Raw genomic sequence first — 24,556 nt, 5'->3', positions numbered from 1 at the left:
AGCGCTGCGCGCTCGAGGAGAGAACCGCCTCGCTGCGCTCGGCGGCGGACCGCTTCGCGGTCCTACGAGCCGGCCCTTCCGCCGCTGTCCGGAGCTTCGCTCCGGACAGGTTCGGGGTTCCGCTTCGCCCACTCGAACGGCCTGCTCTGCAGGCCTGGGTGACCCCGTTTCACGGGGTCGGGGCCTTCGGCCCGTTGGGGTGGGTCCGCTCCGCTCCCCCACCCGGGCCCTTCCGGCTTCGCCTCCAGGCCTGGACCCCGCTGACGCGGGGCCCAGCTGGCAGCAGCTCACCTGCTACTCGACGGTGATGTCCTCGTAGGTGATGCTCACCCGCTCTGCGGCAGACCCGGAGTCGGACTCCCCGGGCGATGGACCCTCCCAACGGGATGCCCAGGCATTGCTGAGATGAGCACGCCGAACAGTCTGCTTCTGCGCATCCCGCAGCGCGATCGTGATGTTCTGCCGGGCACCATCGACGTCGCCACCGACCAGAGTCGCCTTGATCCAGTCCGTGAACGCAGTGCTCTTGTCCATACCCCGGATGATGGTGACCTCGCCCGCCTTACGGGCGCCGGGCTGCTTACGGACGATGAGCTCGCCGGTCGAAGAGGGCTGCCTGACCTCCACCACGTCCTGCTCCAGGGCCAGTCCCGAAACAGCCTGGACCGTCTCCACCTGGAACCTGCCGAGCTCAATGACGAACGCGGAAGTGCTGAATGTGTCACCGGTCAGCATGCGCACTGCCTCCTGTACTTGAAAACGAGCGATACAACCTCATCCGGCCACCCCAGGCCAGCCGCCACGACAGAAACCTCCCAGCATGAAGGACCGAACATCCAACCGAACGTCCAAGGGCCAGCCGACTGCCATACAGCCAACATGACGGAACGTAACCAGATCGGCGCACTCAGCGATATATGAATCCCAGTCACACCTTCGGCGCGAAGTCGATCACCCGAACAGCAGACAAACCCCCAAACGCGGAACATGACCCCAACTCACCGGACACTGGCCTACGACCCACTCGGATGTCCGCCCCCTCCCACACCCCTTACAACTCCACCTCGAACCAGCACTCAGCCATACCCGGCAGCTGGAAAGGACCAGAGGGAGCGCACTAACCAAAGCCCACCGCCGGCCCCCCGCGGCGAAGCAGCCCGCCGAACACCCGACCACCATCCTGCATCAAAATGGAGCCCGGATTAACCCTGGGCTCAGTCCGTTGCCCCGGCCCCGATGTCGAGGACGAAAGCGACGCTCAGAGCCAGGTGCTGCCCACAAAGATGCCGAGGCAGGCCGGTTGGCGACCTGCGTCGCCAGGCGCCCGCGAAGAAGCGGGCGGCCACCACGTCGGGCCGGGGCGCGGCAGCCTTCGAAGCGGGTGTACAGGCCCTCGGGCAGTACCTCGCCCGGGAGGGTGGCGGCGCTCCGGGGCGCTCCCACGTCGAACGCCTCCCGGACGGGAGTGAGCACCGTACGGGGGTGTGGCTCGCCAACCAAAAACAGCGCCGCGACCGGCTCGGCACCACACAACTGCGGGCGCTGGCCGAACTCGGGGTCGACTGGTCGGGGTCGGCTGTGTGAGATCCCGAGATCCGACGCCGGGGGCGGGCTGCCAGCGGGCCTGCGGCCGTTTCCTGACCACCGGCCTGTCGTTTCTCTGGCTATGAAGAAAATCATCAGCGGTGCCGTGCTTGCCGCCGCCGCCATGTCCGTCACCACCCCCGCCCATGCCGACGTCCGGGACAAAATTGACGGCCTGCAAAAGGACCTCGGGGGAAAGGTCGTCCGGGTCGACAGCCTTCCTGACACCGGGTCGATGATTTCCCAGATTCCCACTGAAGAGCAGCTCTACACGAAGGTCAAGGGCGCGGTCACGGAGCACCCTGAGAACTACGGGCTTCCCGCGCAGGGAGCCGATGCCACGAACCTCGACAAGACCGTCCTCAACGTCGCCAACAAGCTCCTCGAAAACAACAACCCCGTGAGGAGCCCCCAGCCGAGGTAGTAGCGGCGCACTGTCAAGCGCCTCCGGTTCGCTGACGGGTCCCACCGGAGTACTGAACCCCTGACACGACAGGCCCCTCGCCGGCCCCGAGCCGCACCGCTGCGGCCCCGCCCGATGCTCCGCCGTCACCCGCACCAGCCCAAGGCCCTGGCCGGAGCAGCCTGCCGCCAGTGCGCGGGCACGGCCGGCTCCGCAGGCGCGGCCTGCCCGGGGGCGGCGCCGGGGGGTGGTGGAGCGGGAGCGGGCCGCCGCCGCGGAGACGCGGGGGCCGTCGGGGACCGGGACGCCGGGCGCAGCGGTCAGGGCGCGCAGGACCTGGCCGACCATGCGGCCCGCAAGTTGTGAACTGGCACGCCCATGGCAGCCGGTCGTCCTCCTGATTGGCACCGGACGGCAGCAACTTCGTCACCTCGTGACAGCCATGATCACTACAACCGCCCAGGCTGAGCAGGAGACAGTCATCCCGCCCTGGCTGACGCCGATCCAGTGCCACCGCCGCACCCATTCACACCCGTTTCACGGGGTTCAGGCCTACGGCCTGTTGGGGTGTCCGCTCTGCTCCCACCCCCGGCCCTCCGCTCCGCTCCAGGCCCAAAGGCCCGCAAGCGGGCCCGGCCGGCGGGGGGCCACTACTACTCAACGGTGGCGTCCTCGTAGCCAATGGTCACTTGCTCTGCGGCGGAAGCGGAGTTGGCTACCCCGAGCTGTGCGCCTTCCCAACGAGATGCCCAGGCATTGCTGAGATGAACACGCCGAACTGTCTGCTTGTTCGTGTCCGTCAACGCGATCGTGATGTTCTTCCGGGCAGCATCGGGGTCAGTATCGACCAGAGTCTCCTTGATCCAGTCCGTGAACGCAGTGCTCTTGTCCGTACCCCGCGTCACGGTGACTTCGCCTGTCTTGCCAGCTTGCGGCCTACCCTCCACCCCGTCTTGTCCCAGCGTCAGGCCTGAAACGCTCTGGAGCGTCTCGACATGGAACTTACCGAGCTCGATGGCGAACTTGGAGTTCATCAATGAGTCACCAGTCGGCATGCGCACTCTCCTGTACTTGCGGGGGTCCGTCCGGGCCGCCCCAAGGAAGTCGCCGAAAACAGAGGGACGTCCAAGCGGGTCCGCGGGCCCAAGCACCAAACGGATCTGCCAACTGAACGTACAGCTAGCATAACGGAACGTAGTCGCTCCTGGTCCGTAAGCGATACACGAAACCCAGCCACACCTTCGGCGGGAAGTCGATCACCCAAACAGCGGACGAACCCCTGCGCCGGGAGGTGACCCCCCGCCTGACAAAGTTCACAGCCGGAAAAACCCGGGCACGAGAATCACCCACACACGGCATGCCACCGCAGGTTGCACCAGACCCTAGCTCCTGCAACGGGCCTCACGGCAGAGTCCAGAGACATCCAGAACACATGTCCCCCGAGCACCCTTCAGGCCCGTCACAGTGGAGTATCTATATAGATACTCAGATCCGGCTAGCGCGGACCCCTGAGAGGGGCGGATCCGTGCCCGCTTCGGGCCGCTCTCCGGCGAGGATGGGGGCATGCCACACACCATGGTCATTGCTGTACCCCCCGACGAACTGATGCGGCTTGACGCCCTGGTCCAGGAGCAGCAGACCGCCGAGACGCGGTGGCAGGCCAGCGCCGAGGAGGACGCCGACGTCCTGAGGCTGCGAGGACCCGAGCTGCGCGCGGCCCGCGCACGGATCCGCGCCGAACGGGACCGGCTCCGCAAAAACGGAACCCACCGGGTCAGCCGGCTCCGCGCACTCGCCCCCGCCCTCCGCGCCGAACTGGACCACCGCGGCCTGCTACAGGACTGGGACCCCATCCCCGAAGGCGCTCAACGGGCCGGACAGACCCACGGAGGCACCGGACCCAACAGGGGTACCGGACTCACCGCCAGACTCGTCGTCAGCCTCACAGACGACCTCTGGACACCCCTCCACCGGGGCATCTACTGGACCAACCTGCCCCACGTCCACGCCCTGGAACTCTGGAGAGACCGGTGGGGCCCCGGACCCGCCGCCGGACGAACGGCCGCAACACCCGACGCACTCACCGAACGCGAACGGATCGCCGCCCACATCACCACCACCGGCGACATCACCCGCACCGCCCTCACACACGCCCTCAACGGCCACTGAGACCGCCAACAAGGGTAAGGCGGCCCGGTGGTACTGCCCCCAGAACACTGGGCACCGGGCCTCAGGAGCTGTTTCCGTACCTGTCCGCGTTGCTGATCGAGGAGGTCGAGCGGCGGCCGGATCAGGTAGTGCTGAGAACGCGGGTGCGGGCGACGACTGGCTTCTGTCGGTGCGGCCAGAGCTCGGCCCGGGTGCAGCCCCTCGCCGCGGGCCCGGTCCACGAGCATCGCGACCAACTGCTCGTCACTGACCGTTGCAGCCGTCCCGGTCACCGACCCGCCGACCGGTATCTGCTCGATGGTGGTGGTGTCGCTCATCTGGCGTCTCCTTGATCATCGGATCCGCCGTTCATTGAACACTCCCACTGGCCGCCTAATTGTACCGAATGGAATTATTCGTGCGCGTGCCTTCGAGCCTGTCAAGGTTGTGACCGATAGCGCCGGTCACCAACCCAAAGTCCTGAACGCTGGTCCATGCTGCGTAATCGTCAAGAGCGTCTGTTTGGCGCCCAGGAAGGACGGCGCCGAAGTTGCCGCCCAGGCCGACGACTGACCGCACCCCGGTTCCTGCGGCGGCTTGGGCGCTGCCGCACCCAGCCCCCAGCACCGTGGTCGCAGCGACGACAGAGAGTGCGAACGCTCGCGTGATCTTCATGCCATGGTCAACGAGGCCAGCCCACGAATGTTGCGCCCCGAGCCCGGGTGGCACACGTCTCTCATCGGCTTCACCCGCACACGCCATATCGGAACGGGCTACCCGCACCCTAACCGGGCCCACTCCCGCGCCCGGACGGCCGCCTGCGGCTACGGAACGTCGCCCCGCCACACGAACCGGCCGACGTCACCGCAGCCCCCTCCGGCCGGCTCGTAGCCGGACCGGCCACCCGGCCCGAACGCACCGTGATCCGACATCAGCACCGCACCGTCCACCCGGTCACATCGAGCAGCAGCCCGTCTGCGATCTGCCGGTTTCGTATCAGTACGCGACCTGCGCGTCTACCGCCCCGTGTCAGTACCCCCACCCCCAAACACCATCCCATGTCAGGGAGCCGAATCCGATCACCACCCTTGCCAGCACGAACCTCAGTACCTGACGCAATGCCACTGACGCCACCCACTGACATGAAAGCGGCGCATCGCACGCGAGGGATGGACCAAGACGCACGCATATCACTGTCCGTAAATGATCTATCGCACTCCGTGATGCCATTGGGAGGATTCTCGTGCTCGCACGCGCGTCGTGCTCCTACTCGGGTTGGGATCGTCCATGGCCATTGAGGTTTCCCGTAGTGACCGTCTGGAACGGCTGCGCGCGCAGCTGCGGGGCGGACCTGTCTCGTCGAAGCGGGCGGGGCAGACGCCCTCGTCCCGGGGAGCGAACCTCCTCTTCGGCGTCCTGCTGCACGGCGCTGCGCGGCTGGAGGCCGGTCTGGAGCTCACGGACTGGGAGACCCGCCTGCTGGCGCCCGTGCGGGAGCTTGTCCCGGACGAGGAAGTGCGTGACTTCGGCCGCCTCTACCAGGAGGAGCAGGCCAGCAGGGCGAAGGTGTTCCCGGACACCTTCAGCGCTCGTCCGCTGGAAGCGGGCTACACGCTTGAGGACGTTTTCGCCGAGCTGCCGGGTGTGTATGAGGAGATCGCCGCGCAGCCGAACGTGAACGTGGTCGACCTCGACACCCGGGCCGACGATGCCCGGGACTCCAAGGAGTTCACCGAGGGGATGGCCGCGTACGGGTACGGCGCCACGGTCGTGACCTCCTCCGCCCAGGAGCCCGCCCCGCAGTCCGCGAAGCCCGTGAGGGTCAAGGTGTGGCTGGATAAATTCCACATGTACTCCGGATCGGACGAATTCGGCTCCGAGGAGATCTACTGGGCTATGGCCTCCGGTGCGGACGGCGGCAACCAGCAGGCGATCCGCAGCCGCACGTACACCGACATGTGGAGCGGCAAAACCCGCGATATCGAACCGAACACCGTGGTCTATCACGGGGCCGTCGACAAGGTCCTGACCTACAACATCCAATGCTGGGAGGAGGACCACGGAGCTCCGGCAGAGTTCGCACGCACCATGGACCGGCTGGCACAGATGGCCTGGGAGACAGCCGAGGCCCTGGGCGAGTTCCCCGCAGGCACCCACCTGGAGGCGACCCAGGCCTTCGTGGGTTTCATCGCCGGGATCGCCTCGCTGATCAAGCACATCCTCGACTTCATCTACGACGATCTCGTGGCGCAGCGGACGATCACCTTCGACCGGCGGGCGCTGGAGTCCATGGCCGGCAAGCCGTACGACGAAAAATGGTGGACCTTCAACGGCGGCTGGTTCGACGGCAACCACCACCTGCTCGTCCGCACCCACGTCGGCAAGCTTCCCTCACTCGCGGTCCGGTCCCTCAGCGGGACGGCCTGGAGCACCCCGGTGCAGCCCCCCGCCACGCACACACCCTCGGCCCCCGCACTGGCAAGCTTCGGCGACCACCTGTACATGGCACACGAGGGCATCGACAAGTCCCTGTACATCTCCCGGTTCGACGGCACCTCCTGGAGCCCGCACCAGAAGGTGCACCCCTACCCCGGGCTGTCCGCGCCGGCGCTGGCCGTTCACGGCGGCAGGCTCCACCTCGCCCACCGCGGCCTCGACAACGGGGTGTACACCATCTCCAGCCCAGACGGGGTCACCTGGTCATCCCTCGTGCGGCTGCCCGGCGAGACCCAGGACGGCCCCGCCCTCGCCCTGAACGGACCCGACCTGCACTGCGCGTTCCGGGGCGTGAACAACGACCAGATCTACTCGTGTGTCCTGCGCAACGGCACCTGGCACCGGGCCCTCGACCCGCACCCGTCGATGCGCACCCACTACGGTCCGGCACTCACCCAGGTCGGCAGCGCCCCCTTCATGGTCCACACCGGACTCAACCGGGCCGTCTTCATCGCCTACCGGATGTACAACGACGTCTGGTCAGAGCCAACCAACATCGGCGCCACCGTCACCGCCGCCCCCGCTCTCGCCGAAGTCACCGGCGGGGACCTGGGGTGCGCCGTCCAAGGCATGGACGGCGTCATCTGGCACAACCGCCAGAACCGCAACAAGTGGGGCGGCTTCCAACAAGTCCCCAACACCGGCAACGCCGTCTCCGCACCCGCCCTCACCCTCCACCGCGGCGTCCACTACCTCGCCTACGCCACCGCCACCCCCGGACTCTGAACACCACCACAGCGCACACACCACCCCTGACAACACCCCCCGGCGCGGGCACCACCACATGACGGCGGCCCGCGCCCGGGGCACCTCAGAGGCGAACACCCGGGCACGAGCCACACAGCACTACCGGCAGGCCTACGCCTCGACGCCGTGGCCGATCACCCTAACGAGCAGCGCCGCGAGCCCAGTACAAAGGCCGCACCCCCCGGCGCCAAGGACCGCGCACCCCGGCGCACCGCACCCGACACTCGCGTGCCCGAAGTCGCCGCCGCCCTCGCCACCGCCGAGAACGGCCAGGGGCCCGCCGTCACCGCGGACTCCCTCGCCTCCCACTACGGCATCAGCACCCGCACCGCCGAACGCCTCCTCGCCAAAGCCCGCACCACCCGCTAGACCACCGGGCGGCAGGCCTGCACCATGCCGCGAACGTGAGGGGGCGGCGCGCCCTGGCACGCCGCTCCCTCAGCGATTCCGGCCGCAGCCGACCGCCCCCTACACCCGGACCGCCCGATCCTGCGCAAGCCGCGCGCAGTGCAGCCCGCCGCCCACATGTCACTCCAGCATCGGCCCGACCGCATCCCCGTGCTCCGTGCACCACGACTTGGGGACCAAACCGCCGCAGTCATGCCGCACACAGACACACTCCTGGCCCGTCCTCACTTCCGGGACTCCGTGGCGGACCGCCTCGCCCGCCGGCCCGTCCGAGGCCGTACCGCGCAGACGGGCCGGCCACGCGAGGGTGACGTGCAGACCGCCCGACCCCGGCCGGAACCGGTCGAGAACCCGCACCTCGCCCAGCACCGCCCACACGCCCGAGCCCGGCACGGTCAGCCGGCGCAGCGTCGCACCGAACATCCCGTCCGCCAGGGCGTCGAGGGCGTCGGCGTCGCCGTCCTTGGACCAGGCCGAGAGCCGGTCCTCGCCCGACGGATCCTCGGCGAGGGCCAGGAGCGGGTCATCGAGGCGCAGTGCCCGCGTACCGCCACCGGGACGGGCGAGCAACAGGGACGCGGTCGGCGGCTTCGTGGGGATGGCGATCTTCTCGTGGGCCAGCAGCCACGCGAGGACGGCGGCCCGGTCGAACTCCGGGTGGACGTCGGTCCCACCGACCGGGGTGGGGAAGTCGGGGTGGCGGCGGCGCCACTGGACCACCGCGGCGCGCCCCACCCGGGCGATCCGCGCCACCCCCGCCAACAACAACCGGTAGCCGCCCGGGTCGACCGGGTTGAGACCGGCGAGCGGGGACCGGCGCCCGGCCGTGACCGTGCGCACCGCCCGCCAGTCCACCGACGGCCACACCACCGGCAGAAGAGCCACCTCCTCCGCGCTGTAGAGGGCCACGGTTGTGACGCCGCCCTGCCGCTTGAAGTCGATGTCCACCGACCCCACAGGCGAGACATACCCCCGCTGCACCAACACGTCGAACTCGACGCGGCGGACGCCCAGGCGTACCGCAGCCGGGTCCGGGCCCTGAGGGACGTGCCGGTCGAGCAGCGCTGGCAGGTCTCGGCGGCGGGCCAGCGCGGCCACCTGGTCCGGGTGAACATCGGGAGCCTGGACGTCGCCTCCGAGGTAGACCAGCAGACCGGCCCGAACCAGGTGACCGACCGCCGCCGCCGTCACCCTCGGGCGGCAACGCGGCAACGGCACCCCCAACGCCTCCGTCAGCCGGTCCGCCGCCCACCCCGCACCCACCGGCCCCCGCAGCGCCGCACGCACCGCCTCCGGGTCGGCGGCCTCCACCACCGCCCGCGACCACACCCCCGGGCCGGCGTCCGCCGGAGGGACCAGGCCCGAACCGGCCGCCCACCGCCACGCAGCCACCGGCACCCGCAGCCGGGACGCCACCGCGTACTCGTCGTACACCTCACGCACCGAACGCACCATGAAACGCACTCCGATCACACATCGCGCGGCCCGATGGTCGGGCCGCGCGGGAAACATGCCGAAACATCCTGCTTCGTGTCAATAAAATTGATTACAGGACGAGTTGGGAGCACACCGCATAAGCCGCCCACGCGTACGCGAGGGCCAGGTTCACTCCGCCGAAGGACATTGGCGGAGGGCCAACAGCCCCTGGTCGGACCGGTCCCGGACATGCGAAAGAGGCCGTCACCCCAGGGGTGACGGCCTGAACATCCGCAGCGGCAACTGCACCATCAGTGCCGTCAAGACGTCCTCGACCTCGCCGGAACAGGCCACCAGGCGACCAGGGCCGCACAGGCCGGCGCGGGATCTGGCAGGTTGGCTACGGCGGGCTCAGCCTGTGGTGAGGGTGATGGTCCCGTGAAAGGTCGTGCCAAGGGTCCCGCCCATGTTGGCCTCTACGGTGGCGGGGCCGGGATTCCAGTTTCTCAGAAGTGGAAGCCCGGCCAGATCTACAGCCCCCTGGATGTCGACTGCCCAGGTGTGGGGTCGCCCGTCACAAGCGATGAAGACGGAGCCTCCTCCGGAGATTTCCTCCCCATCCGCCCCGTCCTGGCTGAGAGCCACGGCAACGTCCGCAGGCAATCCGCCGGTGCACGACGCCGTACCGGAAACGTGCGCGATATTGCGGTGGAGGGTGGGGATGTATTCGCGCAGGGGGGCGGTGGGGTTGACGGTGAGGGTGTAGGTGACCGCGTGGGCGGCGGGGGCGAATGCCACTCCGCAGGCGAAGAGGAGCCCGGTGGTGGCGAGGGACGCGGCGCGGCGCAGGTAGTTGGACACGATGGGATCGCTTCCGTTCGAGATGAGGGGCCGTTCGGCACGCTGAGCTTGCGGCGGCCGTTGGGTCGGCGCCATGCCAGTTCGACCGAACGGACGCGTCGGCACACTCGGACGGCAAGGGGTCCGCCCAGGGCTCTCCCTCTCCCGGCCCTGACCGGCCGACACCGAATGGAGCATCGTCGACGCCGTCTCAGCCGTCGCCCGTCTCGTCGCCCATTTCCGCCCCGAGGAAACCGGCGCCCCCCTGCGCCGAATTCGGGCCGTGGTTTCCCAATAGGCCCGGTGGTGCGGTAGTCAGCCGGCCGCCGCCGCGGCCTCTGCCCCGAACGGCGGGACGTCCTCCACGCCCATGTCCAGGCGGATCCGCTGGAACCGGAGCGGGTGGCGGTACACCCCGTGGTCAACGGCCCTGTCGGCGCTGACCTCCGCCACCAGCTCCAGGCGGACCAGCACCACATCCAGCACGCCACGGCTCCCCCACGTCGAGGTGAACCGCACCCCCTCGAAAGGGTGGCCAGCGCCGGCCGCGACGAGCTGCTCGCCGACTTGCCGGGAGACCTCCGGACGCAGCGGGACCGTGCGGCCGACCGGCCGCAGCCAGCCCGCCTGGTCGTAGCGGCCCAGAACCAGAAGCTGGGGGCGGGTGAGGGTGCCGGTGATCGCGCCGATGACGCCTTCGGTGGTGTCCCGAGGAGGTGCTGGACCACCTGGAGGGCTACCGGCGCTCCGCCCCGGTACGGGCCGGAAACGCGGCCGCCGACCAGATCCAGCTCGACATCTACGGCGAGGCCGCTTACGCCCTCGCGCAGGCCCGGGACATCGGCGGCATCCGTGGCTGGCACGCCTTCGCGCGCGTCGTGGACTGGCTCACCGACTGCCGGCCTCGACGATCAGCGCGACCGCTTCTGTCCAGCAGCCCGGCCTTCAGCCGGTCGCGCAGGCCCTGCTCGCCGGACAGGTCCAGATCGTTGGGGACGCTCCACCTCTCGGTCAGCGGCTCCCACATCGCGCGGGCGTCCGCCCGCCACCGTCCCCGGGGCCGACCCCCCGGGGACGGGGACGGGGCCGGGGCCGGGGCCGGGGACGGGGCCGGGGCCGGGGACGGGGCCGGGGCCGGGGACGGGGCCGGATCAGGAGCGGGAGCAGGACCAGGACCAGAGGCGGCTTCTGGTGCGGCGGGCGCCGCGTACGGATCGGGATTCGGGGCGGGGGTGGACCGCGCGGCGGGCACCCCGGCCGCAGGTCCGGCCTCTGGTACGGCGACGCCCTGCCCGGCAAGGAGGAAGGCGACGGCCCGGTCGACACCGACACAGCCGGGGAGTCCGGGGCCCTTCATTCCAAAATTATGGAATGGAGGCACTGGACAATGCCGTACAGGGTCCGGCGGTCACCGGGGACGGCGCAGCGGCGGCACGCGAGACCGTGTCCGAGGTACTCCCCCATCCGCTCACGTCCGGTCACCCGGGCACACGACGTCAGCATGCACAGGCACATCGTTCCAGACGCCCGAACCAGCACCCATCCACCTTGACCAAAGAGATAGGGGCACCCGCCGGGTACGGTCTGCGTCATGAACGATCAAGAGAACCGCCGGTCTTCGATTCACGCATTCGCAACCTGGGAGCCCCTGCTGCGGCTCCTGCGGGTGGAGAATGCGGAGCGGCTCGCCGTTCCAGGCGGTCGGGTGGTGGGCCGTATTACCCGGAGCGGTTGGAGCGTGCCCCTGAAGCAGATGCACAACGACGGTGTGCTGCGGGTGGTCGATGTCCTTGTGAAGGACGACATCAGTGCTGTGACGTTCGTGATGGAGACGGAGGCGACGGGACGCACCCGGCTCCACCTCCTCATACCCAGCAGGGCGGTGGAGCTCGGCTTCGGGTTCAATCCGGGGGCGCTCGTTCTGGTCGAGGATGCGCTCCCGGAACCCTGGCGGCGCCTTCCGGAGCCGTCGCCGCGGGCGGTGTCGGCGCCTTCGGCGGACCCGGCGCTGCTCGAACGGACGGTACGCGGGCGTCTGCCCGGCGCTGTCGGCGCCACCGAGGCCGAGATCGCGGCGGCCGAGTCGCGTCTGGGCATCCCTCTGCCTGAGGAGCTGAAGGCGCTCTACCGGGTGACGCGGGCCCAGTGGGCGGACTGGAGCGGCGACTACGAGGCAGCGAGCCGCCACTCCGAGGCGGTCCGCTGCGAACTCTTCAGCCTTGAAGGCCTGTACGTCGCCGAGCCGACGACCCGCGAGTGCCCCTGGAACCACGCGGCGATGGAGGCGGTCGAGACACGGCCCTCCGCCGCCGTGCAGGGGCTCGCCGGCTCGCCAGGCTGGATCGCGTTCGGCGACAACGGAGGCGGCGACCGGCTGGCCGTCGATCTGACCCCGGGCCCCCACGGGCACATCGGGCAGGTCATCCTCATATCGCACGAGGAAGACATCGGCGCCCGCCTCCTCGCCGACTCCCTGACCGACCTGTTGCTGGACCGGCTCGCCACGGAATCCGGCGGAGCAGAGCCCCACCCACCGGCCCCGACGTCGTTCGCCCACAACCAGGAAACCTTGGGGAGCGCCGTGCACCCCGGCCTGGAAGCCCTGACCCTCAACGCACGGGGCGGCCGCCCCGTCAGCCTCACGCCCCTCGTGGGGCTGCCCCGACTGCGATCCCTCGCCGCGCAGCCCGGGACCCTCGCCGACCCCGTTGAGGTCGCGGGGCTTACCGGGCTCGAATACCTGGAGCTGGGATCTCAGGAGTGGGGCGCCCTCCTCGATGCCGACGCCGTCCCGCAGGGCCTGTTGGCGGCCGCCGTCAACGGGCCTTTCGACGAGGATCCCGTGACTGTCGCCGGCCTCGCCAACGAACTCCTCGCCCTGTGGGGCCGACCCCGTATCACCCAGACCGTCGTCGAGGGCGACCTCGGTCCGGCCTAGCTAGCGGCCCGGCCCCGTTCCTCGTACGCCCGTGCGCCGGGGGCCGCCTGCCAGGCGGCGCCGTGCTCGGGCCGCTGGATCCTGCACTTCCTCCGACTCGTCAGGGGGAGGTCCTTTCGGGACAGGGGAGTGTTGTCTGGTCAGTCGGTGAAAGAGTCCACTCCACCCGGCTCCGTCTCCATGGCCTGGCGGTCGAACCTCAGCATCGCGGCGAAGAACAGGCCGCCCAGGAGTAGGAGGCCCACCACGATCACAACGGAGACGAACGCTTCGTGCGGGGTCACCAGAACGAACAATGCGATGAGCGTCCACACCAGAGCGCAGACAGCGACCGGCAGTTCGAAGCGTCCCAGGTCGAAGGCGCCCTTCTTGCGGCCCAGGCGCCCGCGCACCGCCAGGTAGAGCACGATCGTCGAGCCGTAGGTGAGCGCGGGGAGGATGGTCGAGGCCGTGACCAGCTCCAGCAGCGCGGCGCCCGGCAGCGCCACCATCAGGACGACGCCCAGAGCGAAAACCAGCACGGTCGCCGGGATCGGCGTCCTCGTGCGGGGGTTCACCCGCCGCATCAGGCGGTGGGCGGGGAAGCGCCCGTCGCGCGACATCGCGAAGACCAGGCGCGAGCACGCGACCATCACCACGATCCCGGCGCCGAAGAACGCGATGGTGATCGCGACCAGCAGCGTCCTCTCCATCGCCGGACCGAGCTGGTCACGCATGATCGCCGCGACCGGTGAGCCGTTGGCGCTGATGCGGGGGATGTCGTCGATCGCGACGGTGAGCGTGATCAGGAACAGCATGCCCAGGACGCCGGCCGCCACGACCGATCCCACGATCGCGCGCGGGACGGTGCGGAACGGATCCTTGGCCTCCTCGGCCAGGTTCGCCGCGGAGTCGAAGCCGACGAGCGTCGCGAGCCCCATGATCATCGCGAGCATCAGCCCGCCGCCGACCGCGAAGTAGCCGGGGGCGTGTTCGACGACACCGCGCGAGGTGAGGTTGCCGACCGCGCCGTCGCCCGTGACCGCGACAGCGATGACAAGCGCGATCACCACCACCACGACGAGCGCCAGTTCGAGCCCCACCGCGACGGTGTTGATCAGGCTGACCAGGCGCGTGGAGGCTACGGCCAGCACGGTCTGGACAAGCAGGACCACGAGCGTGATCACACGTGCGGTGTCCTCGTCCGGCCCCATGCCGATGAGCGGCATGAACGCCTGGCTGGCCAGGGCGTTGTCGACCGCCACCACGCCGATCGCCAGGTAGCAGAAGGTCAGCCAGCCGAACCCCCAGCCGATCTTCGGATCGGCCAGCCGCGAGGCCCACTGATAAGAGGAACCGCTGAGCGGGATACGAGCCGCGAACTGCGCGACCACCAGCGCCACGAGTGTCTGCCCCACGGCCGCGACGATCCACAGCCAGATACCGACCGGCCCCGCGGTCTGCAGTACTTCGTCGTACGTCGCGAAGATGCCCACCGCCACCGAGATGAACGCGAACGAGATCGCGAACACCTGAAAGGGACCGAGAGTGCGCTTGAGCTCCTGCCGGTAGCCTCCCGCCTCGACGGACCCCGCGTCGCCCCGGGCATCGGACGAGGACTCCACCACCGCGGCCACCTCACCTTCCAGGGGCCCCTCCAGTGCCCGAGGCACACGGCAGGCAGGGACCGATCAGTGCACCATTTTCACCATCTTCCACGCCTATGTTCCGTTCGACTCACGCGACCAGCCGTACGGATGCCACCCTGCCCTCCGCCACACTGCGCCGGACCCGGGGCAGGGTGACGGCCGGTGCCCTCCGGTCGGGGATCCGGCGATACCGGTGAACCATCGCCCGGTGGGCGTGCCTGCATCTGTGCGAGGAGGTCCTTGCGGCAGCCGCTCTCGCCGAGGATGGCAAGCATGTCAGCCAAGGGCTGTCCGCAAGGCCAACGGCCGCGCCCGGGGCTTCTTTCTTGAACAGTCCAGCATGCATGACCGGGCCGGCCGCGGTCATGCCCGGCGACCGACAGGGTCGCGACCCAGAACCTTCCATCCCACTGACGGCGGGGCGTGTCGGTGCTCAGGAAGAACCGTTGAAATAGCATGAACGAATCCGACGACCTCAACGACCAGGAATGGGCCGCGATCCGCGCACTGCTTCCCCGCTGCGGACCGGGCGGGCCAGATTACCGGGCCGTCGTCAACGGCATCCTGTGGCAGCAGCAAGGCGGCCGGCGCTGGCACGACCTGCCCGCCCGCTACGGGCCCTGGCACCGCTGCGCCGAACGCCTGCGCCTGTGGAACACCGACGGCACCTGGCACAACGTCCTCACCTGCCTCGCCGCCAGCCGGCCGCTCCCCCGCCACACGGACCAGACCCGCGACACGACGGACCCTTCCCCCACGCGGGAGGCAGTCGACGACCGGAACAGCCCCTGGCTTCCATAACCGCCTCCGCTACCAGGCGTCGGTAGTCCTTCTCGCAGGCTCTGCGGTCAGCGCGCGGCCACCCTCACCGAGTCCTCGTCGCGCTCCGCCCGATGCCACGGGCGCTCACCCTCGCGGCCCCGCCCGCACCGCACAGCCGCTCACGCAGCCGTATCAGGTGGGAAAGGCCCGCCACTTCCTTGAACCGGTCGAGAAGAAGGCCGATACGGCGGTCATCGCCCGCCCGCACGGCGACAGCAATGGCGTCGGCAAGCTCCTCGGGGTCCTCAGGCACGCGGAGAGTCTTCACCGATACCGACCGATCCATCCCTGCCCCGACCAGCGGGCAGCAGGTGCGCTCACGCAGGATGGATCCCTCCAGCCATCACACCTCCCCCGCTGCAGAACCGCCCCACGGGAATTGCGCCCACGCCGCTCTGGAACGGCCGCGCACGCCACCGAGCCAGCGGGCAGATCAAGCGGGTGCCGTCGGCCGCGGCTGCGTGACGGCGACGTGTGACGGCGGCCGGTGCCCGGCCGACAGCACCCCGAAGGGGAAGAGGCCGACACGGCAGGCGGGCCCCTCGCCCTGCCCATCCCACCCGATCCGGCGTTCACCCACACGCCCGACCCGCCCCACGCCCGCCGGAACCACCCGCACAGACCCCGATACCGGCCCCGCCGGCCAGTGAGCGCAGGGCCATAGCCCTGTCAGGACTGGGACACCGAAGCGTCCGGGCGCTGAATCACACGGGTGGCGGGGCGGCCCGGTGTTGCTGTCGCCAGAGCGCTCTGGTTCACCGGGCCTCGCCCGCGCACGCCCTATCGACGCGGACTAAACCCGACCATAACCACGCCCAACCAGCACCCGGCCTCACAAGCACCACGTTCGGCATCCCGCGTGACATGCGCGGGCGAGAGTTGACGCTCAACGCTGACACCAGCGGCCAACCGGGCCGATCGCACTACGGTGCCGCCGCGGCCCTGACCGTCACACATCAGGGGAGCGGAGCGAGCGTGCGACCACGCCCGCCGCCCAGGCCTTGACGTGGTCTCAGAAAGTTTGGAGGGGAAGGCGTTTGAAGGAGGAAGGCCGGGTTAGACGCGAGACAAAGGAAGCCGCCGCCATGCAGGGGGCGCTCCCGGAGCAGGCCCCGCTGCATGCCGCCCTTCCCCCGGCGGCATGCAGAAGGCTTGCCTGCACCACGGGCTGCCGCCCGGATCCGCACGGCACCCGGGCACCCCCGCCTCCGGCCCCCTCCCCGGCCGGAGCAGGGGCCGTCCGGCAAACCCCCGGCAGCGGCGCTCTGACCGCCGCCCCCGGGCACGGACCCGCCGGCAGCAGCCCGGCACCCACCCGGTCATCCAGCGCGACCCACCGCGTCTGGCGCCCGGCACGACCGCGCGACGGAGCAACGGTACGCGCGGCCAGGAGGGCGTTGAGGCCCGAGGAGTCGCAGAAGGACAGGTGCTGCAGACCGACCACCACGTCGTAAGGAAGCCGTTCGCCGGACAGGGCGTCGAGGAGTACGTGGCGGAAGTGACCGGCCCGGCTGATGTCCATCTCACCGTGCGGGCGAACCACCGTCGCACTGCCATGGACCTCAACGTCGATGTCCATGCTGCCCTCGCCCTGCACGAACCTTCTCCTCTCGCCGTTCCCGGACAAACGGTAGGGCCGGCGGCAGCCGACAACCAGCACCACATCGGCCGGGAATGGCATGTCCGGCGACCGGGTCGCCCACCCCAGGTCAGCCGCAGAGGCCGACTCCGGCGAAACGGGCCAGGACCCTGCGCGTGCTCGTCGATGAGATCCGGGCCTGATGATGACGGCTGGCGCTGGCGCTTGTGAGGGGCCCCGGCCGGCCGGGGGAGGGGATGGCCGGTCGGGGCGGTGCCGGGCCGACGGGGGGCCAACGGGGCGGTCAGGGTGGGGGCGCGGAAGGGTCGTCGCCTCGCGGCGGAGGGCTCTGGGGGGCTTCAGCCGAACGGTTTTCCCCGCAGGCATTGGTCGGGCCCGGGGACACGGTCCCTTCCCACGCCCCACACATGAATGAACGGTCAACCAATCTGGAATGTTCCCCACCGCCGGTTGTCCCGGAAACGAACTCCAGCAGGCACTCACCCGAGGCAAGACGCGAAAGAAGGCCTAACCTCCAGCCGGAGCCTGCCTCCGCACACCGCGCCGCGCTGCGGCGCCATCTGGAAGCACGGTGACGTGCGCGCCGTCCGGGCGTTGTGCCTGGCATGGACGAGACACTGGACCTGCTGGACACCCTCCTCGACGGCGTCACCGAACCCCGACTGAAACTCATCAGCGCAGACGAGGCACGAGCAGTGACGGTTCTCCTCGGACTGCTCGATGACACCGTCCAGAGCGAGGAGATCGGCCGGGCCGCGGGCGAGATGCGGTTCCGGATCGGCTCACGCCTCGCCTGACCCTCCCCCGCCAGCCTGTTGCTCTCGACTTCTGCGTGAGAGCACGGTCTGCCGAGACCTGGCAGGCGCGCCCCAGCTCAAGCCCCGGCTCCCGGATTGACTGACTCGGCAGTGCGGCGGTATTCGGCGTTGAGGCGCTGGGCTTCTTCGAGCTGGTCTTCGAGGATGACGATCCGGCAGGCGGCCTCGATGGGAGTGCCCTGGTCGACGAGTTCCCGGGCGCGGGCGGCGATGCGCAGCTGGTAGCGGGAGTAGCGGCGGTGTCCGCCCGCAGACCGTAGCGGGGTGATCAGGCGGGCTTCGCCGATGGCGCGGAGGAAGCCCTGGGTGGTGCCGAGCATTTCTGCGGCCCGGCCCATGGTGTAGGCGGGGTAGTCGTCGTCATCGAGACGGCCGAACGAGTCGTCTGCGGTCATTGCACCTCTCTGTGGAACGCGTGGAGGGGCCCGGGTGCCGTTACGGCACCCGGGCCCCGAAGGAACTGCTACACCATCTGCCGGCCCTGCTACTGCGCCGGCCTTCTGTTTCCGCCGACCCGACCTGACTTCTGCCGGGAGTGCGGGGATCGCGGTTGCTTGACCGGAGACCACCTCACTATCGATGTCCTGCGGTACCCGGACTCAGACTTACGCCCGGGCGATCCTGATGGCGCTCGGCTCCTCCGTTCTTCCCTCTGGATCGATCACTTACCAAACGGGAACTGCGAACTGCTGTTACTGCTTGTACTACTGGTGGCTTCTCACAGCGCCACTTCGGCAGCCAGCCCCGTCGCCCATCCTGCATCTGCTCTGGCTTAGAACCCCACTGCCGAACCTCCCGGTGCGCGCGCCCGCAGCCGACGCCTTCACCGAGGCACTGCTCACTGACTTCACTGCTGGGTACTGCCAACTGCGGGTACTGCCACTGCGGTACTGCTTGCGGCGGCCCCTGATCACTGCGGGCCACCCGGTCCGGCCGTCAGTCCCGTCACCGTCCTGCAACCGCTGGCTTCGGAACTCCACCGCCGCACCGTCCAAACGAACTGCAACTGCGGGTACTGCTGCCCGGCAGTTCGTCTCTGCCGGGCCCTGCGGTCTCTCTGCGTTACGAGAGAAACCATAACCACGTCACAGCCCAATGTCTACTCCCGCCGCCATAGATTTTCGGGTGCCGCGTGACGAGAAAATCGCAGCCGGCGGGGTTGGCCGGTTGAGGGCCAGGACAGAACTGGCGGGCAGGGATCCGGCATCGACGGTGACAGAGCGGGGAGCACCAGAGGGACACGTTGAGCATCGACGCCCCAGCCGCCCGTTCCGATGGCGCTGTCGCCGAGGCCCGGGGCTTCCTCGGGGCTCTGCGGCCGGCCGTCGGTCCGGACGCCGCGGACAGCGTGGTCCTGGTCGTCTCCGAACTTGTCAACAACGCCGGGCGCCACGGCGGCGGCACCTACGCCCTGCGCCTGCCCCCATTACCGTCTTCGTTGGCTCCGCAATGGGGCTCCCGGCCTCCGGGCTCGGCATGACTTCCCCCCCTTGTTGACCATGATCCGGGGAGCGGTGTCACCGGGCCCGGAGGCATCGACGGACCGCTGACGAGGGGCTTGAGCACCGGCTTCACCCGAGCCGGAAGAGCTCTCCGTAACGTGGATGTGGCAGCTCGGTGCCGAGGCAAGGCCGGACGAAAGCGTGATGGAGGAGCCTGCACGTGATCGACACCGGCGACATCGACGTCTTCCTCGGCCTGGACGTCGGCAAGGGCTAACACCACGCCACCTCCGTCACCCCGGCCGGCAAGAAGGCCTTCGATAAGCGGTTACCCAACACCGAACCCAAGCTCCGCGAGCTCTTCACCAAGCTGAAGGCCAAGCACGGAACAGTGCTGGTCGTGGTCGACCAGCCCGCCTCAATCGGGGCCCTGCCGCTGGCGGTCGCGAGGGACATGGACTGCCCGGTCGCCTACCTTCCGGGGCTGACGATGCGGCGGATCGCCGACCTTTACCCAGGCGAGGCCAAGACCGACGCCAGGGACGCGTTCATCATCGCGGACGCCTCCCGGGCGATGCCCCACACGCTGCGGGCGATCGACGGCGAGGCGGCGTGCAGCTCGCCGAGCTGCACCTCGCACAAGGACACCGTGAGGAAGCCGCCACCGCCCTGAGCGCCATCGACACGTCCTCGCTCGACAGCCGCCGGATCACCGACCGGCTCGCCACCCTGCACCGCACCCTGGCCGTATAGGAGCCGCCCTGTGACCGCGATCGCCATCCGGCACTACGACCACCAGCAGGCGGCCCGGCTACGGCCCATGCTGCTCGACGTGTATGCCGAGGTCTACGAGCAGGCCGCGGAATCCGATCCGTTCGCCGCCGTCGACCGGTTCGCCGAAGGCCTCGACGCCTGGAGCCGGCGCCCGGGCTGGACGTGCGTGGTGGGCTACGAGGGCGACCAGGCCGTCGGCTATGCCTACGGGGCCCCTCTCCCGCCCGCCGCACCGTGGTGGGGCCGTCTCCTCACCGCCGTTCCGGCGGACTTCATCCAGGAGACCGGACAGCGCACATACGCTCTCAGCGAGCTGATGGTCCGCGCCCCATGGCGAAGGACCGGCACCAGCCGCCGGCTCCACGACTCACTCCTCGCCCCCCGCACCGAGCAGCGGGCCACCCTCCTCGTCGACCAGGACCACCCCAAGGTCCACCTCCTCTACCAATCGTGGGGCTGGACCACCCTCGGGGACCTGCGCCCCCGAATCCCCAGCGCCCCCCTCTTCCACGCCATGCTGCTCAACCTCCCGCAACAGCCCTGACCGCGCTCTCATCGGCTCTCGAACGATGGCGGGCCGGACAGCGGCCGGGCCGGACAGGGGCCGGGCCGGACAGGGGGGTTCTATGTGCTCAGGGTGTCGCACTCGCCGACCCAGCTGCCTGCGACGAGGTGCCTGGGAAGGTAATCCGACTCGATGGTCAGCGGGAACCCGGCATCGTGCGCCAGGCAGGCCATGGCCAGGGGGCCGAGCGCGACAAGGCTGTTGCTGTCGCCGGCACCAGCGCCCTCGTCGAGGCCTGTCCAGTACTCCCTGTGCCACTGGAGCGCATCGGCCAGTGCCTCGTTGAAGCCTGCGTGATCGGCGGTGACGTAGAGCAGGAAGAGGTTCATCGGAGGGTAGAGAATCCGCAGCATCAGGCTCCGGTCGTCCCGGTGAAGCCCTTCCGGATCGGTACCCGCGATCGCAGCGTCCAGCGAGGCGCCCAGATCACCGCCGCGGCTCCACCAGGTCTGCAGGGTCTCCACCCAGGGGTACACGTATCCGGGGCACTCGGCACCTGATGCCCTGAGCACCTCCACGGGAACGCGGGCCAGGGCCGTCAGCCGCTCCGGCTCCCGGCACACGATCGCCAGCCAGAAGGCACTGATCCAGTTCTCCGGGTTTCCGGCGTACTGCGGCCCGCCCGCCTGGAGGGTGCGAACCTCGTCCGCGATGCGGCACTCCACCGTGCCGGCCGTCGCCGTCGAGGTGGCGAACAGGGCCGATCCGACCTGCATGGCCGTCACCCATGCCTCCCAGGTCGCCAGGTCCGCCGCACGCGGATCCTCACCGCAGTGCGTCAGGGCCGCCAGGGATGACGTCCCGAATGCCAGCGTGAACGCCTCTGGTGAAGAGTCCAGTTGCCTGATGTGCCATGCCGCGCTCTTGTCGAGCGCCTCGGCACGGCGAGCCAGGCCGCCGGGCAGCACATGCCGAGGCACAGTCACCGTCACATTCATCACCCTCTACCGCATTGGGAAGATCCAGCTTCCCAACGGTACGGCGACGCTCTGGCACCGCCCGGCTGCCAACGGGACCCCCGCTGCGAGGGACCTGCGCGGGGATCCGGGAGTTGTCTGGTCTCGCACGAGCAGGCGGGCGGTTACCTCCACTGGTAGGTGTGGTCGGTCATGGGTTCCAGCCAAACCGGTGGCGTGGTGTGGCCGGCGTCGGGCAGTTCGCGCAGGGCGGGCCGAATGTCGGGGTAGAGGTGGAATCGGGCGGCTTCGCGGTAGTCGACCCAGGTCACGTCGGTGTCGTCTTGGGCGTCCTGCTCGGTGGTGGCGATGGTGGGCCGGACACCGGGGGCAGGCGAACCAGGTGGACAAGGTGGAGGCGGCGCAGCGGGGTGGTGGTGCCGGGCCGGTTGGTGATCTGGTCCTGTACCCAGCGCAGTTCTGGGGCCTGGGGTACCTCGTCGAGGTCGAGGTCGAGTTCTTCGCGCAGTTCGCGGGCGAGGGCTGCGGGGATGGGTTCGAGGTCTTGGACGAGGCCGCCGGGTACGGAGTACTGGTCGCCGGCGGGGCGGCGGCGGTGGATCAGGCAGAGCTGGTCGCCGTCGAGGATGACGGCGCTGGTCCGGACGGGGACGGCCGGGGCGGTCACCGTGTGGTGATGGCGTGCGCGCGGGCGGCGGCGTTGTTGGCGGCGAGCCAGCCGGTGGTGTTGCCGCAGTCGTGGTACTCGCCGGCGACCGGGTGGATGAGGACCTCGTGGTCGCGGGCGTAGGCGGCGATCGCGGCGGTGGCCTGGTACTCGCCGTTGGCCTTGGAGGGCTGGAGCTTGTCGAAGTAGGGGACGGCGTCGCCCGAGAGCAGGGCGCGGGAGATGTTGATGTAGGCGGTGGGCTGGGTGTAGCCGGTGGGCTTCTCGGCGATGGAGTCGAGGACGGGGTGGCCGGCTGGCGTGGTGCGGGGGGGGGTGAGGATGCCGTATCGGTGTGCCGAGTGCCCCGGGACGGTGGCTGCGGCGATCGCGCCGGGGGTTCCTGCCCGGGTGCGGGCGGTGGTCAGGTCGGCGAGGTCGTGGCCGCCGTCAGCGCGCAGCAGGAGGTCGTCGCCGGCGAGGAGGAGGAAATCGTCGCCGCTGATGAAGCCGGAGGCGAGCATGACGGGCAGGGCGGTTCCGTACCGGCCGTCGCGGGGCTGTTCGATGAAGGCGAACTGGGCCTGTTCGTGGAGGTGCGCGATCGGCGCGTACTTGTCTTCCTGGCCGCGGCCGGTGAGGAAGTCCCTGAGGGCGGTGTCTTCGCTGAAGTAGTGGCGGACCTGTCGGCCGGTCTCGCCGGTGCCTGTGACGATCGCGATCTGGTCGGCTCCAGCGTCCTCGACGCCGTCCGCCCGGCACCGGCTGATCCGGGCCGTGCGGGTGGTGCGGGGCAGCATGCCGTTCGAGCTGCTGTGCAAGCCCCGTTTCGACTACGGCCGGGCACCGCACGACCTGAGAAGCCTGGACGACGGGTCGGTGCTGTTCCGGGGGCCCGGCACGGACCTGCACCTGCAGGTCACCGCGTCGATCATGCTGCACCCGGACGGCACCGACGTCTCCGCCCGCTTCACCCTGCAGGCCGGGGAACGCGCCGCGGTCGTCCTCACCACCGAAGCCGGCTCGGCGGGCGGTCTCAGCGGCCGGCCCGGGGGTGAGGCGCCCTCCACCGACGCGGTCCTCGCCGGCTTCGACGCTTGCAGCGGGTTCTGGCTGAACTGGCTGCGTGCCTCCCGCTACCGTGGCCGCTGGCACGAGATGGTCACCCGTTCAGCCATCACGCTCAAGCTCCTCACCTACGCTCCCACCGGTGCCCCGATCGCCGCCGCCACGATGGGGCTGCCCGAACAGATCGGCGGGGAGCGCAACTGGGACCACCGCTACACCTGGGTCCGTGACGCCTCCCTGTCGGTGCGGTCCCTGATCGACCTGGGCTTCACCGCGGAGGCGAACGCCTTCCGCCGGTGGCTGCGCGAGCGCTTGGACGCCGGCGGTACCGCCTCGGGCGAGCCGCTGCAGATCACGTACCGGGTCGACGGCGAACCGCACCTGACCGAGGAGGTGCTGGACCACCTGGAGGGCGACCGGCGCTCCGCCCCGGTACGGGCCGGAAACGCGGCCGCCGACCGGAGATCCAGCTCGACATCTACGGCGAGGCCGCTTACGCCCTCGCGCAGGCCCGGGACATCGGCGGCATCCGTGGCTGGCACGCCTTCGCGCGCGTCGTGGACTGGCTCACCGACAACTGGGATCGCCCGGACGAGGGCATCTGGGAGACCCGGGGCGGCCGCCAGAACTTCACCTACAGCAGGCTGATGACCTGGGTCGCCTTCGACCGCGCCGTCAAACTCGCCACCGCCCACTCCCGCCCCGGTGATCTGACCCGCTGGCTGGGAGCACGCGACGAGGTCCTGCGGCAGATCGTCGAGCGCGGCTGGAACGTCGAACGCCGTGCCTTCGTCCAGCACTACGACACCGACGTCCTCGACCCGTCCCTGCTCCTGATGCCCAAGGTCGGCTTCGTCACCCCCGACGACCCGGACTGGCTGAGCACCCTCGACGCCATGGACGGCGAGCTCGTCAGCGCCATCCTCGTCTACCGCTACGACCCAGGTGCCTCCCCCGACGGCCTGCGCGGTTCGGAGGGAACCTTCAACCTGTGCAGCTTCCTCTACGTGGAGGCGCTCGCCCGGGCCGGACGCCTCGACCAGGCCCGGTACTCCTTCTCCAAGATGCTCACCTACGCCAACCACGTCGGCCTGTTCGCCGAGGAGATCGGCCCCTCGGGCGAGCAGCTGGGCAACTTCCCGCAGGCCTTCACCCACCTCGCCCTCATCGACGCCGCCATCGCCCTCGACGAAGAACTCGACCGCGCCGAAGCACGCTCCCACTGACACCTTTCGACACAGCGGAGCAGGCCCTCGACAGCCCGCCCCGGCCCGCCCGATCGGTAAGCGCACCGCA

General features: G+C 69.7%; 23 protein-coding genes and 3 pseudogenes. 13 read left to right on the top strand and 13 right to left on the bottom strand.

Going from position 1 to position 24,556, the window contains the following annotated elements; translation table 11 throughout:
* Nucleotides 1-294: 294 nt before the first annotated feature.
* Nucleotides 295-735, bottom strand: a complete 441-nt coding sequence (locus tag OG295_RS40080; protein ID WP_331738959.1) for a phage tail protein — start codon at nucleotides 733-735, stop codon at nucleotides 295-297.
* A gap of 747 nt (nucleotides 736-1,482) precedes the next feature.
* Here OG295_RS40080 and OG295_RS40075 point away from each other — a divergent pair.
* Nucleotides 1,483-1,584, top strand: coding sequence for a helicase (locus OG295_RS40075; protein ID WP_331738956.1), 102 nt, complete (start codon nucleotides 1,483-1,485; stop codon nucleotides 1,582-1,584).
* Nucleotides 1,585-1,666: 82 nt separating this feature from the next.
* Nucleotides 1,667-2,008 (top strand): hypothetical protein, encoded by a 342-nt coding sequence (locus tag OG295_RS40070; protein WP_331738953.1) that lies wholly within the window; start codon nucleotides 1,667-1,669, stop codon nucleotides 2,006-2,008.
* Between the two features lie 632 nt (nucleotides 2,009-2,640).
* Here the strand turns inward: OG295_RS40070 and OG295_RS40065 are convergent.
* Complete coding sequence (locus tag OG295_RS40065; RefSeq protein ID WP_371681531.1) at nucleotides 2,641-3,042, bottom strand: phage tail protein; 402 nt, start codon at nucleotides 3,040-3,042, stop codon at nucleotides 2,641-2,643.
* Between the two features lie 508 nt (nucleotides 3,043-3,550).
* Here OG295_RS40065 and OG295_RS40060 point away from each other — a divergent pair.
* From OG295_RS40060 to OG295_RS40050, 3 genes are all read left to right on the top strand, one after another.
* Nucleotides 3,551-4,156, top strand: a complete 606-nt coding sequence (locus OG295_RS40060; RefSeq protein WP_331738947.1) for a hypothetical protein — start codon at nucleotides 3,551-3,553, stop codon at nucleotides 4,154-4,156.
* 1,266 nt (nucleotides 4,157-5,422) lie between these two features.
* Nucleotides 5,423-7,357, top strand: a complete 1,935-nt coding sequence (locus tag OG295_RS40055) for a hypothetical protein (protein ID WP_331738944.1) — start codon at nucleotides 5,423-5,425, stop codon at nucleotides 7,355-7,357.
* Between the two features lie 147 nt (nucleotides 7,358-7,504).
* Nucleotides 7,505-7,747 carry a hypothetical protein gene (locus OG295_RS40050; RefSeq protein ID WP_331738941.1) on the top strand — a complete coding sequence of 81 codons (243 nt, stop codon included), beginning with the start codon at nucleotides 7,505-7,507 and terminating at the stop codon, nucleotides 7,745-7,747.
* Between the two features lie 159 nt (nucleotides 7,748-7,906).
* Here the strand turns inward: OG295_RS40050 and OG295_RS40045 are convergent, their stop codons facing one another.
* The 3 genes from OG295_RS40045 to OG295_RS40035 all read right to left on the bottom strand — a co-directional run bounded on the left by OG295_RS40045 (nucleotide 7,907) and on the right by OG295_RS40035 (nucleotide 10,528).
* Nucleotides 7,907-9,241, bottom strand: a complete 1,335-nt coding sequence (locus OG295_RS40045) for a hypothetical protein (protein ID WP_371681530.1) — start codon at nucleotides 9,239-9,241, stop codon at nucleotides 7,907-7,909.
* A gap of 372 nt (nucleotides 9,242-9,613) precedes the next feature.
* Complete coding sequence (locus OG295_RS40040) at nucleotides 9,614-10,063, bottom strand: hypothetical protein (RefSeq protein ID WP_371681529.1); 450 nt, start codon at nucleotides 10,061-10,063, stop codon at nucleotides 9,614-9,616.
* A gap of 294 nt (nucleotides 10,064-10,357) precedes the next feature.
* Nucleotides 10,358-10,528 (bottom strand): hypothetical protein, encoded by a 171-nt coding sequence (locus OG295_RS40035; RefSeq protein ID WP_331738932.1) that lies wholly within the window; start codon nucleotides 10,526-10,528, stop codon nucleotides 10,358-10,360.
* Between the two features lie 224 nt (nucleotides 10,529-10,752).
* Between OG295_RS40035 and OG295_RS40030 the strand changes: the two are divergent.
* Both OG295_RS40030 and OG295_RS40025 read left to right on the top strand, forming a co-directional pair.
* Nucleotides 10,753-10,938 (top strand): annotated as a pseudogene (locus OG295_RS40030) (glycoside hydrolase family 15 protein); the annotation flags it as partial.
* 695 nt (nucleotides 10,939-11,633) lie between these two features.
* Nucleotides 11,634-12,980 carry an SMI1/KNR4 family protein gene (locus OG295_RS40025; protein WP_331738929.1) on the top strand — a complete coding sequence of 449 codons (1,347 nt, stop codon included), beginning with the start codon at nucleotides 11,634-11,636 and terminating at the stop codon, nucleotides 12,978-12,980.
* Nucleotides 12,981-13,120: 140 nt separating this feature from the next.
* Here the strand turns inward: OG295_RS40025 and OG295_RS40020 are convergent, their stop codons facing one another.
* Entirely contained in the window at nucleotides 13,121-14,587 is a 1,467-nt protein-coding gene (locus OG295_RS40020) for an amino acid permease (protein WP_331738926.1), read from the bottom strand.
* 477 nt (nucleotides 14,588-15,064) lie between these two features.
* Between OG295_RS40020 and OG295_RS40015 the strand changes: the two genes are divergently transcribed.
* Nucleotides 15,065-15,409 carry a transposase gene (locus OG295_RS40015; protein WP_331738923.1) on the top strand — a complete coding sequence of 115 codons (345 nt, stop codon included), beginning with the start codon at nucleotides 15,065-15,067 and terminating at the stop codon, nucleotides 15,407-15,409.
* Between the two features lie 64 nt (nucleotides 15,410-15,473).
* Here the strand turns inward: OG295_RS40015 and OG295_RS40010 are convergent, their stop codons facing one another.
* Nucleotides 15,474-15,683: a hypothetical protein gene (locus OG295_RS40010; RefSeq protein ID WP_371681528.1), complete on the bottom strand. Its 210-nt coding sequence runs from the start codon at nucleotides 15,681-15,683 to the stop codon at nucleotides 15,474-15,476.
* A gap of 759 nt (nucleotides 15,684-16,442) precedes the next feature.
* Nucleotides 16,443-17,009 (bottom strand): STAS domain-containing protein, encoded by a 567-nt coding sequence (locus tag OG295_RS40005; RefSeq protein WP_371681535.1) that lies wholly within the window; start codon nucleotides 17,007-17,009, stop codon nucleotides 16,443-16,445.
* Nucleotides 17,010-17,635: 626 nt separating this feature from the next.
* Here OG295_RS40005 and OG295_RS40000 point away from each other — a divergent pair.
* A complete protein-coding gene (locus tag OG295_RS40000) occupies nucleotides 17,636-17,827 on the top strand; it encodes a hypothetical protein (protein ID WP_331738917.1) in 192 nt (63 codons plus the stop codon).
* 77 nt (nucleotides 17,828-17,904) lie between these two features.
* Here the strand turns inward: OG295_RS40000 and OG295_RS39995 are convergent, their stop codons facing one another.
* Nucleotides 17,905-18,243 (bottom strand): MerR family transcriptional regulator, encoded by a 339-nt coding sequence (locus OG295_RS39995; protein WP_123516786.1) that lies wholly within the window; start codon nucleotides 18,241-18,243, stop codon nucleotides 17,905-17,907.
* A 1,270-nt stretch (nucleotides 18,244-19,513) separates the two neighbouring features.
* Here OG295_RS39995 and OG295_RS39990 point away from each other — a divergent pair.
* The 3 genes and pseudogenes from OG295_RS39990 to OG295_RS39980 form a co-directional block, all read left to right on the top strand.
* Nucleotides 19,514-19,891: pseudogene (locus tag OG295_RS39990) on the top strand (IS110 family transposase); the annotation flags it as partial.
* A gap of 11 nt (nucleotides 19,892-19,902) precedes the next feature.
* Nucleotides 19,903-20,043: a hypothetical protein gene (locus tag OG295_RS39985; RefSeq protein ID WP_371681538.1), complete on the top strand. Its 141-nt coding sequence runs from the start codon at nucleotides 19,903-19,905 to the stop codon at nucleotides 20,041-20,043.
* 10 nt (nucleotides 20,044-20,053) lie between these two features.
* On the top strand, nucleotides 20,054-20,608 hold the full coding sequence (locus OG295_RS39980) for a GNAT family N-acetyltransferase (protein WP_331738910.1): 555 nt from the start codon (nucleotides 20,054-20,056) through the stop codon (nucleotides 20,606-20,608).
* Nucleotides 20,609-20,688: 80 nt separating this feature from the next.
* On the opposite strand, the gene OG295_RS39975 is transcribed toward OG295_RS39980, so the two are convergent.
* The 4 genes from OG295_RS39975 to OG295_RS39960 all read right to left on the bottom strand — a co-directional run bounded on the left by OG295_RS39975 (nucleotide 20,689) and on the right by OG295_RS39960 (nucleotide 22,992).
* Nucleotides 20,689-21,561, bottom strand: a complete 873-nt coding sequence (locus OG295_RS39975; protein WP_331738908.1) for an immunity 49 family protein — start codon at nucleotides 21,559-21,561, stop codon at nucleotides 20,689-20,691.
* A gap of 149 nt (nucleotides 21,562-21,710) precedes the next feature.
* Nucleotides 21,711-21,857, bottom strand: a complete 147-nt coding sequence (locus tag OG295_RS39970) for a hypothetical protein (RefSeq protein ID WP_331738906.1) — start codon at nucleotides 21,855-21,857, stop codon at nucleotides 21,711-21,713.
* A complete protein-coding gene (locus OG295_RS39965) occupies nucleotides 21,854-22,213 on the bottom strand; it encodes an NUDIX hydrolase (RefSeq protein WP_331738904.1) in 360 nt (119 codons plus the stop codon). Before OG295_RS39965 ends, OG295_RS39970 begins: the two co-directional genes overlap by 4 nt.
* Nucleotides 22,210-22,992, bottom strand: a complete 783-nt coding sequence (locus OG295_RS39960) for a hypothetical protein (protein ID WP_371681527.1) — start codon at nucleotides 22,990-22,992, stop codon at nucleotides 22,210-22,212. The genes OG295_RS39965 and OG295_RS39960 overlap by 4 nt, the downstream gene beginning before the upstream one ends.
* Between OG295_RS39960 and OG295_RS39955 the strand changes: the two are divergent.
* Nucleotides 22,931-24,486: pseudogene (locus OG295_RS39955) on the top strand (glycoside hydrolase family 15 protein); the annotation flags it as partial. The gene OG295_RS39960 and the pseudogene OG295_RS39955 overlap by 62 nt on opposite strands.
* Nucleotides 24,487-24,556: the final 70 nt, after the last annotated feature.

The organism is Streptomyces sp. NBC_01276 (assembly GCF_041435355.1).
Lineage (GTDB): Bacteria > Actinomycetota > Actinomycetes > Streptomycetales > Streptomycetaceae > Streptomyces.
The sequence above is the reverse complement of the archived record's forward strand: the minus strand, read 5'-3'. Positions and strand labels throughout refer to the sequence as shown.